We start from the raw sequence: 10252 nt of genomic DNA on the forward strand, positions 1-10252 counted from the left end.
GGTTGAGCGAAGCGATACCCACCGCGGCCACGCCAAGTTGGTGGGTATCGCTTCGCTCAACCCACCCTACGCTTGCTGGAGTTCTGCGCGCCCGGATGTGGCATCTTTTCCAGCAGCCTTGAGGGCGCGCTCAATTGCCGCCCTGTCGACGCGCGTTTGAGGATTGCTGGTGGATTTCATAGGCTTTTCCATTCCATTTGTACCAATACCACACATCCACGATGGAACGATAGACGCTCTCAAACAGGGCCAAGCCTCGAGTGTATCTGCGACGGACATCGTCCTCGGGAATGCTGTGACCGCCCATGGCCACTCTGAGCGCGACACGAGCGAGAGCAAAATCTGAATCCGGCACTTCCAGAAAGATCAAGGTCGTCGTGTATCCCTGCTTGCGCCATGCTGGAATGCGCCGCGCATACTGGGTTGAGGGCAAGGTTGTCTCGACGGCAAATGACGTTTTGTAGCAACAACTTCTTCAAGCTGGCGGATAAGTTCTCATCCAGCGGCGAGCGGTGATCCGAGCGAGCCGCCTTCATGTTGAATCTCGTCTGCGTTCAGAAACTCTGCATTGGGAAACGCAAGCGGAACGAAGTGCCGGGCAAAGGTTGTTTTGCCCGCGCCATTCGCGTCCGCTATGATCACCGCTTCAGGCATTGAACCTAATCTATCGCCTCGCGCCTCCGTCCGTCTGCGGAGAGATAAATCTCGCCGCCTTTGTCCATGAACTCCTTTGATTTCTCTTCCATGCCGCGTCTGGCTTCGGCGGCCTGACGTTCGAGGTTGGCGCGTTCGTTTTCGGTCATGCTGGCGGCGTAGTCGCGCACTTCGGCGGTGATCTTCATGCTGCAGAATTTCGGGCCGCACATGGAGCAGAAATGGGCCACTTTATGCGCGTCTTTCGGCAGGGTCTGGTCGTGGAAGTCGCGGGCGGTTTCGGGGTCGAGGGCGAGGTTGAACTGGTCTTCCCAGCGGAATTCGAACCGGGCGCGGGAGAGGGCATCGTCGCGCAATTGCGCGGCGGGGTGGCCCTTGGCGAGGTCGGCGGCGTGGGCGGCGATGCGGTAGGTGATGACGCCGACCTTCACATCGTTGCGGTCCGGCAGGCCGAGGTGTTCCTTCGGCGTGACATAGCAGAGCATGGACGTGCCGAACCAGCCGATCATGGCGGCGCCGATGCCGGAGGTGATGTGGTCATAGCCGGGGGCGATGTCGGTGACGAGGGGGCCGAGCGTGTAGAAGGGCGCCTCGCCGCAGAGGGCGAGCTGCTTGTCCATGTTGATCTTGATCTTGTGCATCGGCACATGGCCGGGCCCTTCGATCATCACCTGGCAGCCGCGGGCATGGGCGATTTTCGTCAGCTCGCCGAGCGTTTCGAGTTCGGCGAATTGCGCGGCGTCATTGGCATCGGCGATGGCGCCGGGGCGCAGGCCGTCGCCGAGGGAGAAGGAGACATCATAGGCGCGCATGATGTCGCAGATCTCCTCGAAATGTTCGTACAGGAACGATTCGCGGTGATGGGCGAGCATCCATTTCGCCATGATCGAGCCGCCGCGGCTGACGATGCCGCAGACGCGGTTTGCGGTGAGGTGGATATAGGCGAGGCGGACGCCGGCATGGATGGTGAAATAGTCGACGCCTTGCTCTGCCTGTTCAATGAGCGTGTCGCGGTAGACCTCCCAGGTGAGGTGCTCGGCGATGCCGTTCACTTTCTCCAGCGCCTGGTAGATCGGCACGGTGCCGATGGGGACGGGGCTGTTGCGGATGATCCATTCGCGGGTGTTGTGGATGTTGCGGCCCGTGGAGAGGTCCATGACATTGTCGGCGCCCCAGCGTGTGGCCCAGACCATTTTCTCGACTTCTTCCTCCACCGATGAGGCAACGGCGGAGTTTCCGATATTGGCGTTGATCTTGACGAGGAAGTTGCGGCCGATGATCTGCGGCTCGAGTTCGGCATGGTTGATGTTGGCCGGGATGATGGCGCGGCCGCGGGCGATCTCTGAGCGGACGAATTCGGGCGTGATGTGTTCGGGAATGGCAGCGCCGAAGGGATGGCCCTGCTCGATCTGCGCGCGGGCGTTTTCCAGCGCCTGCCGGCGGCCAAGGTTCTCGCGCTCGGCGACGTAGATCATTTCCTTGGTGATGATGCCGGCGCGGGCAAACTCATACTGCGTGACGGGCTTTTTCTGATTGCTCGCGGCTGTTCCGCCGCCTTCGGCGCCGGGCCGCAGCGCCTGCGCCTTGCTTGTGGGGTCAAAGCCGACAGCTTTGAGCGGCTTGTGCCTCACTGGGAATTCTCGCGCCAGGTATTTGCCGGTGGCGCCGCCATTGTCTTCGGGGCGCACTTCGCGGCCTTCGTATTCCTCGACGCCGCCGCGCTCGAGCACCCAGGCGCGGCGGTGGCGGGGGAGGCCGGCTTCGACATCGATGGCGGCGGCGGGGTCGGAATAGAGGCCGGACGTGTCGTAGACGCGCACGGGCGCTTCGTTCGCAGACGGATGAAGATCAATCTCGCGGTGCGGCACGGCGAGACCCGGCGCGGGATGGGTATAGACCTTGCGGCTCGCGGGCAGCGGGCCGGTCGTGACTGTCGGGGGCGTGAAATCGCCGGGGTTGGCGGGCTTGTTCATGTGGGTCTCCAGACTGCGGAAGACCCGGGATGTTCTAGCGTTCGGTTTTCCGTCCCTCGCGCCGGCATGACCCGGATCAGGTTCAAAGGGTAACTCTCAGCCCGGCCCCATGCCGGACACCCCTCGGATGAGGCGTTTCTAGACGTGGATGAGGGGGATTGGAAGGGGCTGAGAGTCTTATAGTTAGGAGATCGCCTAAGTGTATTGACTCAGGGCTTGACCGGCCATACTAAGGCACATGGCTAACTATCGATCGACCGATCCGGACCTGCTCGACCGGGGCTTCAGCGCGCTCGCGGATGCGACGCGGCGGGATATCATCGCGCGGCTGTCGGCGGGGGAGGCGAGCGTGACGGACCTGGCGGCGGGGTATGACATGGCGCTGCCGAGCTTCCTGCAGCATGTGCGCGTGCTGGAGGCGGCGGGGCTGATCAGCACGGTGAAGCAGGGCCGTGTGCGCACCTGCCGGCTGGAGACGCAGCGTCTCGCCGAGCTCGACCGCTGGATCACGCGCTATCACGCGGCCTGGCAGCGCCGGCTGGACCGGCTCGGAGACATGCTCAACCGCAAAGGAGATACGCAATGACACATCAGACGATGGTGCACCGGACAGAAACGCTCGAGAATACCTATGCCGCGAGCCCGGCGCGGGTGTTCCGGGCGTGGGAAGATCCCGAGGTGCGCCGCATCTGGGGCTCGCCATCTGATGAGGTCGAAATCCGCAATGAGGCGGCTGACTTCCGGGTGGGCGGCGAGGATGTCCAGCTGTGCATGGTGGGCGGGGAGGCGGTCGCGCGGGTTGTCGGGCGCTATCTGGATATCGTGCCGGATGCGCGGATCGTCTATTCCGAGTCGATCAGCGAGGGTGAGACGCTGCTGGGCGTGAGCCTTGTCTCGGCAGAGTTCATGGCGTCGGGCGGCGGCACGCGGCTGGTGCTGACGCTGCAGACCGTGGCGGTGGACGGGTCTGACCTGCTGGAAGGCGTGCTTCAGGGCTGGACCAGCGCACTGGCGCGGCTGGACGGTGTGGTGGTGACGGCGTGAGGGCTAGGCGGGCGGGCATTCGCTGCTAGGGTACCGGCAGCTATCCGGAGTCTGCCATGAAGCCCAATCGCCATTTTCTGATTCCTGCTGCCTGCCTGATGCTTCTGATGGGGGCCTGCGCACCTGAGGCGGCTGTGGCGCCCGCGGTGGAACAGACCACGCCGCCGGAGCAGATTGCTCTAGAGGCGGGCATTTCGCCCGTACCGCTGGTGACGGGCGAGACGCCGAAGGCTGTGCCGCTGGCGGAGCGTATGGCGGCGTTGGGCGTGCCCGGCGTATCGATTGCCGTATACCGCGCAGGCGCGCCGGACTGGGCGGCGGGCTTTGGGGAGGGCGTGGATGCCGGCACGCTGTTCCAGGCGGCGTCGCTGTCGAAGATGGTGGCCTCGGTGGGCATCGTGGCATTGGCGCAGGAGAAGGGCGTTGATCTGGACACGGACATTTCCGGCGATCTGGCCGGACTTGACCTTGCAGCGCTGAATCCGGACGGCGTGCCGGTGACGCTGCGCGCGCTGCTGTCGCATACGAACGGGGCGAATGTGAGCGGCTTTCCGGGCTATGCGGCGGGCGCGCCTGTGCCGTCGACTCTGGAAGTGATCACGGGATCGGCGCGGACCAACACGCCGGCTGTCGTGATCCGCCGGCCGGATGCGGCCAGCCCGTATTCCTATTCCGGCGGCGGATACACGGTGGCGCAATACTGGGCGGAGCAGGTTTCCGGCGAGGACTTTGCGGCGCTGATGCAGCGCCTTGTGCTGGACCCGGTCGGCATGGAAGCGAGCACATTCGCGCAGCCGCTGCCGGAGGCGCTGGCGGGCGGGAATGTGGCGGCGGCGCACAACAGTCAGGGCGTGGAGATTGCAGGCCGCTGGCATACCTATCCGGAACTGGCGGCGGCGGGTCTGTGGACGACATCGTCCGACTTCGGACGATTCCTCATGGCGCTGACCGGGAGGGCAGAGGGCATTGATCCGGCAGTGGCCGCGGAAGTGACGCGGCCCGTGGTCAGTGATTACGGGCTTGGCATCGGCATCGTGCCTTATGACGGGGAAGTGTCGCTGCGCCATAGCGGGGGCAATGCGGGCTATACCTGCTACGCGCTGGTCTGGCCGGAACGGGGCGATGCAATCGTTGTGATGACGAACGCTGATAACGGGTTCCGGCTTTATCGGGATATCGTCGAGACCGCCGGCGCGCTGCACGGCTGGCCGTCAGGTGCGCCGGCACCGAGGCAGCGAGAGGAACTGAGCGCGGAGGCGCTGGCGGTGCTGGCCGGGCGGTATGCCGCCGAGGGCACGCCGGATGTGATCCTGGAATTCAGCGCCGGTGAGGGCGAGCTGCTTGGCGCGTCTCCGATTGCGGGCAACTTCCGCGCTGTTCCGGTGGAGGGCGGCGCGCTGGTCAGCCCGGAAGACGGGTTCGAGATCCGCTACGAGATCAACGGCAGCGATGTGCGCCTGTCCGTCATGGGCATGACGCTGGTGAAGGCGCCGCAGGACTGATGCTGGCCTTCAGCGCTTGCTGTTGAAGAAGGCGAGGAGGGCGTCTTCGATGCGGTAGTCCGCCTGCGGACGAGCGGGCCATTCGTGGCCGCCGGTGTCGGCTGCAGTGGCGATGAGGACGGAGCCGCCGGGGCAGGTGCGTGTGGTGGTGGTAAGGCCGATGGGGGTGGTGACGGGCGAGGCAGGGCCACAGGATTTCAGCTCTGCGAGTTTCGCTTCGGCTTTCACGAAGCCGACATGCGGGGCTGTGCGCCAGCGTTCGGCCTTGTCGTCCGGATTGCCGTCAAAACTGAGAACCTCGTCGTTCTTCGCGTGATACATGAAGACCGAGGTGCGGGCAGGGATCGCCGGCTGGTCAGCGAAGATGGCGCCGCTGATGGGGGCGATGGCGCGGGGCGCGATTTTCATCTGGCCGGCGAGGCGGTAGCTGAGCATGGCGCCGTTGGAATGGCCGGTGAGGAAGATCCGTGAACGGTCAATCCCGAGACGCTGGTCGAGAACGTCCAGCACGGCGTCGGCGTAGGCGGCTTCGTTGATGTTCTTCTTTGCCGCATAGGAGCAGCAGTGCACCGCGTTCCATGTGCGCAACTTCTCGCCGTCGCGGCGGGCGGAGCCGTTCATGTAGGCGACAGCATAGCCGGCGCCCGTCAGAGTACGGGTGAGTTCGCGCGACTTGTTCGCCATCCAGTCGTCCCCGCCGCCGCCGCCATGGAAGACCATGACGACGGGAACGGGTCCTGACGCATTTGCGGGGCGGTAGAGGATGAATTCGCGGGCGGACTTGCCCTTGCCGGTGGTGAGGGTCTCGCCTTCCGGGGCGCGGCCGGGAGCGGCTGTCGCGGCGGGAAAGAAGAGGAGGCTGGCGGCGAGGAAAAGGGCGCAGACGGTCCGCATTTCTGGAAGCTCCGGGAGGAAACGGTCCGGAGTTAAACGCGGGCGGATTTCGAATCCGTTGCGGGCGATCAGCCGATTTTTGCTTTCGTCTCCGCCGTCCAGCCGACGAGGATTTCGCCATCGGCTTCGATCACCGGGCGTTTGATCAGGGTGGGGTTGCCGAGGAGGAGGCCTTCGAGGCTGACGCCGCCGGCGCGGGCCTTGTCGGCGTCCGAGAGGTTTCGCCAGGTGGTCGAGCTGCGATTGACGAGCTTGTCGCCAACGGCGGCGAGCCAGCGCGGGAGTTTCACGGCGAGATCTGCTTCGGCACGGATGTCCACGAGTTCGGCGTCTCTGCCGCTGGCCTCAAGCTCCTTCACGGCTTTCTTGCAGGTGTCGCAGTTTTTCAGGCCGTAGAGTTTGAGGGTCATGGGGCGGGTCTCCTGCATATCAGGGCCGGGAGGTATGGCGCGGGGCGGCGCAGCGCAAGGCGCTAAACGGCCGAGTGAGGTCAGCTACGGTCTGCGCGGCGCACGACGCCGACGATGGGGCCCATGTCGAGGCCGGATTCGTTGCGTTCCAGCGACGGGACGTAGACCTTCGAGACAGCGCCATCGAGATAGAGCGCGTTCGGCGTGTGCAACTCGTCGCGGAAGAGGCGGGCGAAGGTGTGGAAGTTCACCGGCGTATCGGAGATGACGAAGAAGACTTCCTCGCCATCCGCGCTGATGCCGACGCCGTTGCGGCGGCGCAGGCTGGTGCCGTCGGGATTGAGGTCCGGGTGAAGCTCGCCGTCGATGACCAGCATCGGGCCGGACTGGGTGGCGAAGCGCGGCGGGGCTTCCGTGAAGCGGGCATCGTAGGCGAGGGTTTCGGTGACGCCGGCGGTGCGGCCGTCGATCCAGAACACGCCGTTGGGCAGCATGCCGAAATTGCCGGGGCCCGCATTTTTCACAAGGCCCATCTCGGACTCTTCTTCCTCGACATAGAGGCCCACCGGGCGGCGGTCGTCATGGTACATGCCGGCATTCATAGCGAAGATCAGGCTGCCGCCTTGTGCGGCAACGGAGTTCGCGACCCGGTCGAACTGGCCGAAAGGCGCGCCGGTTTCGTCGCGCAGGAACAGGCGGATGTCGTCTTCGGCCGGTTCGAAACGGCAGACGAGATAGGGCATCGATTCGAAAATGCGGGTTTCGCAGGGGCCTTCCCGCGCCTGGCTGCAGGCCGTGAGCAATGCGGCAAGCGCAGACAGGAGAAGCGGGCGGATCATGGCGGTTAACCTAACCAGCGGCGGCAGATTCGCAAACAACAGCGGTGTGATCAGGTGTGGAATCAGGCCGGCTGTGCGGAGGTGCGCATTTTTAGATATATCTAATCTTGACGTTTCGATATATCGGAACCATATGAGGATCAGATATATCGAAAGGAGAAAACATCATGTATCGGGACAAAAGACAGGGCGGGCCATCGGTCCGCATCTTTGTGAGCAGCTCTGACTGCCGGAAGGGGTGGCATATGCGGCATGGGCGCGGGCATGGGCAGGGCAGGGGCCGGCATGGCGGAGGGCGCCGGGCGCTCGATCACGGGCACCTGCGCCTGCTGCTGCTGGAGCTGATCGGGGAAGCGCCGCGCCACGGCTATGACCTGATCCGCGAGATCGAGACGCGCACCGGCGGGGCCTATGTGCCAAGTCCGGGCGTGATCTATCCGGCGCTTGAGACGCTGCGCGACCTGGGCTGGATCGCGGAAGTGGCGGACGGCGCGCGGCGTTCGTTCCGGGTGACGCCGGAAGGCGAGGCAGAGCTGGCACGCGAGGCGGAGACGCTGGCGATGATCCATGAACGGCTTGGCGCGTTGCAGACAGGCGAAGCGCCGCAGGATCCGGAAGACGTGCGCGCGGCGATGCACCGGCTGCGACACACGGTGATCGCCGTGATGCGCCGGGAGCCGGGCGGGGAGACGCGGCGCAAGGTTGCCGCGATCCTGGCAGAGGCGCAGGAGAAGATCAGCAAACTGTCAGAGGACTGACGGATCCGGACAAACCGTGAAACGGGGAAGGGAGGCCTTTGCCTCCCTTTTCTTTTTGCGAAACAACGAAGGGCTAGCTGCTGGCGGCTTCCTGCTGCTGGCGGCGCAGCTCGCTGGCGCGGACCTTGACGCTTTCCGAGCGCAGCTGGCCGCAGGCGGCGAGGATGTCGCGCCCGCGGGGCGTGCGGATGGGCGAGGCATAGCCGGCGCGGTTCACGACTTCGGCGAAGGCTTCGATGGTTTCCCAGTCGGAGCATTCATACGGCGAGCCCGGCCAGGGATTGAACGGGATCAAGTTGATCTTCGCCGGCACACCCTTCAGAAGGCGGACGAGATCGCGCGCTTCGGCGAGTGTGTCATTGACGCCTTTCAGCATGACATATTCGAACGTGACGCGCTTCGTGTTGCCGAGGCCGGGATAGGCGCGGATGGCTTCGAACAGGGTCTTGAGATCATATTTCCTGTTCAGCGGCACGAGTTCATTGCGCAACTCGTCATTTGTCGCGTGCAGCGAGATGGCGAGCATGGCGCCGGTACGCTGGCCGAGTTCGGGAATTTTTGGCGCGACGCCTGCGGTGGAGACGGTAATGCGCCGGCGGCTGATGGCGATGCCGTCGCCGTCCGAGATCGTGTCGATGGCCTCGGCGACATTGTCGAGATTGTAGAGCGGCTCGCCCATGCCCATGAAAACAATGTTCGTGAGCAGACGGTCTTCCATCGAGCTTGGCCACTCGCGGAGCGCGTCGCGGGTGATCAGCACCTGCTGGACGATTTCCTGGGCGGTGAGATTGCGCACGAGGGCCTGCGTGCCGGTATGGCAGAAGGTGCAGTTGAGCGTGCAGCCGACCTGGCTGGAGACGCAGAGGGCGCCCGCCTTGCCGACATCCGGGATATAGACGCTTTCGCCTTCAACGCCGGGCGCAAAGCGCGTCAGCCATTTCTGGGTGCCGTCTTTCGAGACTTGGTGGTCGGCGATTTCGGGCCGGGAGAGGATGTATTTCTCGCCGAGGGCCGCGCGCAGCTCCTTGGCGATGTCGGTCATCACGGAAAAGTCATTGGCACCGAAATGGTGAATCCATCGGCGCAGCTGCTTGGCGCGCATGCCGGCCTGTTTAGGATCAAGCCCCAGCGCTTCCATTTCGGCCTTCAGGGCCGGAATCGACAGTCCCGCCAGCGATTTCGGGCCGGGCTGCGGCGCCGGGCGCCGGGAAAGATCGAGGGAAACGGTCATCGGCGGGCCTATAGCATGCGCGGCAGATTAAGGAAAACAACGCCGTACATGGATGGATTGTAAGACGTCAAAAGCTTGAATCTCCCTTCTTTTTGTCACCGAATTGCAGGAAAGGCGCATGCTGTTGGCGTATATTCATCACGAGTGCGGCATAGGCCGCCGTGTGTCCAGTTCATGTAAAGGGAGCTACCTCATGAAGAAATCCATCCTCTTTGCTGCAGCGCTCATGCTGCCGCTCGTTCAGGCCTGCGAAAGCGGTCCGAGCCAGCGCGTGCTGACCGGCACGGCAGCCGGGGCCATCCTTGGCGCAGGGGCCGGCATGATGGCCGGCGGCGATGACAAGCGGAACGCCGCCATCGGTGCAGCTGTCGGCGCCATCGCCGGCGCTTCGGTGGGCGTCTACATGGACAAGCAGGAAGAAAAACTGCGCCAGCAGACTGCCGGCACCGGCATCGAAGTCGAGCGTCAGGGCGACCAGCTCGCGCTGACCATGCCGTCGGGCATCACCTTCGCCCAGTCGAGCGCCACGATCCAGCCGGCCTTCTACCAGGCCCTCAACAGCGTGGCAGCGACGCTGGTCGAATATCCGTCAACGGCTGTCGACATCCGCGGCCATGCAAGCTCTGAAGGCGCGCGCGACTTCAACCAGCGCCTGTCGCAGCAGCGCGCGGATTCGGTGCGCAGCTATCTCGCCAACCAAGGCGTCCAGCCGGTGCGCATGACGGCGATCGGCATGGGCATCGATTATCCGGTTGCGGATAACTCGACCGAAGCCGGCCGCGTGCAGAACCGCCGGGTCGAGATCATCCTGACCCCGGTTTCGCAATAACGCCTTTCGCCTGGAAGGGCAGGGAAGACACTGGCGGGGGGGGGGCGAGGGGGGGGGCGCCCGGGGAGGGGGGGGGGGCGGCCGACGGGTTGTGGGTGGAATAGAGGCCACGGGAGTG

10 protein-coding genes and 1 riboswitch are annotated in these 10252 nt (G+C 64.5%); of the genes, 5 read left to right on the forward strand and 5 right to left on the reverse strand.

Going from position 1 to position 10252, the window contains the following annotated elements; translation table 11 throughout:
* Positions 1–659: 659 nt before the first annotated feature.
* The gene (gene thiC, locus ACK4TE_RS15145) at positions 660–2627 is read right to left on the reverse strand and encodes a phosphomethylpyrimidine synthase ThiC (RefSeq protein ID WP_409912372.1); all 1968 of its coding nucleotides are present in this window, start codon (positions 2625–2627) and stop codon (positions 660–662) included.
* 35 nt (positions 2628–2662) lie between these two features.
* Positions 2663–2761: riboswitch (TPP riboswitch) on the reverse strand.
* 104 nt (positions 2762–2865) lie between these two features.
* On the opposite strand from thiC, the gene ACK4TE_RS15150 reads away from it, so the two are divergent.
* From ACK4TE_RS15150 to ACK4TE_RS15160, 3 genes are read left to right on the forward strand one after another with little or no spacing between them, the layout of a single operon-like run.
* Positions 2866–3213, forward strand: a complete 348-nt coding sequence (locus ACK4TE_RS15150; protein WP_409912373.1) for an ArsR/SmtB family transcription factor — start codon at positions 2866–2868, stop codon at positions 3211–3213.
* Complete coding sequence (locus ACK4TE_RS15155) at positions 3210–3671, forward strand: SRPBCC domain-containing protein (RefSeq protein WP_409912374.1); 462 nt, start codon at positions 3210–3212, stop codon at positions 3669–3671. Before ACK4TE_RS15150 ends, ACK4TE_RS15155 begins: the two co-directional genes overlap by 4 nt.
* A gap of 56 nt (positions 3672–3727) precedes the next feature.
* Complete coding sequence (locus tag ACK4TE_RS15160; RefSeq protein WP_409912375.1) at positions 3728–5173, forward strand: serine hydrolase domain-containing protein; 1446 nt, start codon at positions 3728–3730, stop codon at positions 5171–5173.
* A gap of 9 nt (positions 5174–5182) precedes the next feature.
* Here ACK4TE_RS15160 and ACK4TE_RS15165 read toward each other — a convergent pair whose 3' ends face one another.
* The 3 genes from ACK4TE_RS15165 to ACK4TE_RS15175 all read right to left on the reverse strand — a co-directional run bounded on the left by ACK4TE_RS15165 (position 5183) and on the right by ACK4TE_RS15175 (position 7316).
* On the reverse strand, positions 5183–6067 hold the full coding sequence (locus ACK4TE_RS15165; protein WP_409912376.1) for an alpha/beta hydrolase family esterase: 885 nt from the start codon (positions 6065–6067) through the stop codon (positions 5183–5185).
* A 68-nt stretch (positions 6068–6135) separates the two neighbouring features.
* Positions 6136–6477: an ArsC/Spx/MgsR family protein gene (locus tag ACK4TE_RS15170; RefSeq protein ID WP_409912377.1), complete on the reverse strand. Its 342-nt coding sequence runs from the start codon at positions 6475–6477 to the stop codon at positions 6136–6138.
* An 80-nt stretch (positions 6478–6557) separates the two neighbouring features.
* On the reverse strand, positions 6558–7316 hold the full coding sequence (locus ACK4TE_RS15175; protein WP_409912378.1) for a phosphodiester glycosidase family protein: 759 nt from the start codon (positions 7314–7316) through the stop codon (positions 6558–6560).
* A 245-nt stretch (positions 7317–7561) separates the two neighbouring features.
* On the opposite strand from ACK4TE_RS15175, the gene ACK4TE_RS15180 reads away from it, so the two are divergent.
* Positions 7562–8074 carry a PadR family transcriptional regulator gene (locus tag ACK4TE_RS15180; protein ID WP_409912379.1) on the forward strand — a complete coding sequence of 171 codons (513 nt, stop codon included), beginning with the start codon at positions 7562–7564 and terminating at the stop codon, positions 8072–8074.
* A 73-nt stretch (positions 8075–8147) separates the two neighbouring features.
* Here ACK4TE_RS15180 and rlmN read toward each other — a convergent pair whose 3' ends face one another.
* Complete coding sequence (gene rlmN, locus ACK4TE_RS15185; protein ID WP_409912380.1) at positions 8148–9305, reverse strand: 23S rRNA (adenine(2503)-C(2))-methyltransferase RlmN; 1158 nt, start codon at positions 9303–9305, stop codon at positions 8148–8150.
* A 193-nt stretch (positions 9306–9498) separates the two neighbouring features.
* On the opposite strand from rlmN, the gene ACK4TE_RS15190 reads away from it, so the two are divergent.
* Positions 9499–10134, forward strand: a complete 636-nt coding sequence (locus ACK4TE_RS15190; RefSeq protein ID WP_409912381.1) for an OmpA family protein — start codon at positions 9499–9501, stop codon at positions 10132–10134.
* The last annotated feature ends 118 nt before the right edge of the window (positions 10135–10252 follow it).

Source organism: Hyphomonas sp., from assembly GCF_046313975.1.
GTDB lineage: Bacteria > Pseudomonadota > Alphaproteobacteria > Caulobacterales > Hyphomonadaceae > Hyphomonas.

Coding starts and splice junctions, on each gene's coding strand:
- thiC (WP_409912372.1), bottom strand. CDS start 2,627: ATGAACAAGCCCGCCAACCCCGGCGATTTCACGCCCCCGACAGTCACG.
- ACK4TE_RS15150 (WP_409912373.1), top strand. CDS start 2,866: ATGGCTAACTATCGATCGACCGATCCGGACCTGCTCGACCGGGGCTTC.
- ACK4TE_RS15155 (WP_409912374.1), top strand. CDS start 3,210: ATGACACATCAGACGATGGTGCACCGGACAGAAACGCTCGAGAATACC.
- ACK4TE_RS15160 (WP_409912375.1), top strand. CDS start 3,728: ATGAAGCCCAATCGCCATTTTCTGATTCCTGCTGCCTGCCTGATGCTT.
- ACK4TE_RS15165 (WP_409912376.1), bottom strand. CDS start 6,067: ATGCGGACCGTCTGCGCCCTTTTCCTCGCCGCCAGCCTCCTCTTCTTT.
- ACK4TE_RS15170 (WP_409912377.1), bottom strand. CDS start 6,477: ATGACCCTCAAACTCTACGGCCTGAAAAACTGCGACACCTGCAAGAAA.
- ACK4TE_RS15175 (WP_409912378.1), bottom strand. CDS start 7,316: ATGATCCGCCCGCTTCTCCTGTCTGCGCTTGCCGCATTGCTCACGGCC.
- ACK4TE_RS15180 (WP_409912379.1), top strand. CDS start 7,562: ATGCGGCATGGGCGCGGGCATGGGCAGGGCAGGGGCCGGCATGGCGGA.
- rlmN (WP_409912380.1), bottom strand. CDS start 9,305: ATGACCGTTTCCCTCGATCTTTCCCGGCGCCCGGCGCCGCAGCCCGGC.
- ACK4TE_RS15190 (WP_409912381.1), top strand. CDS start 9,499: ATGAAGAAATCCATCCTCTTTGCTGCAGCGCTCATGCTGCCGCTCGTT.